The sequence below is a fragment of the Mesorhizobium sp. M7A.F.Ca.CA.004.12.1.1 genome (genome assembly GCF_003997835.1).
GTDB lineage: Bacteria > Pseudomonadota > Alphaproteobacteria > Rhizobiales > Rhizobiaceae > Mesorhizobium.
In genome coordinates this window covers 1-386 of the sequence record NZ_RZRK01001549.1, presented here as the reverse complement: position 1 = coordinate 386, position 386 = coordinate 1, and the positions used below count along the sequence as shown (strand labels likewise).

The window sequence follows — 386 nt, the reverse complement described above, 5'->3', positions numbered from 1 at the left end:
GTCGGCATCGGCGGCAGTGGCGCCGGCGGCGGCGCCGCGGGCAAGGTCGTCTACAACTCCACCACCACGAATATCACAACCCACGGCGCCGACTCCGCTGGCCTGATCGTTCAATCGATCGGCGGCGGCGGCGGCAATGGCGGCTTTTCCTTCAATGGCGCTATCGCTGCGACCATCGGCATCGGCGGCAAAGGCGGAGCGGCCGGCGAGGCCGAGACGGTCAGGGCCACAATTGGTGGCGGCTTGATCCATACGATCGGCGATCGCTCGACGGGTATTGTCGCGCAATCCATCGGCGGTGGCGGCGGCACGGGCGGCGGGTCCGCAGGACTGAAACTGGGGCTCGGCATCGGGGTCGGGGGTAAGGGGGCCGGCGGTGGCGGCGG

1 pseudogene is annotated in these 386 nt (G+C 69.9%); it reads left to right on the top strand.

Annotated elements, in window-relative coordinates:
• A pseudogene (locus tag EN984_RS38045) lies at positions 1 to 386 on the top strand (hypothetical protein); the annotation flags it as partial.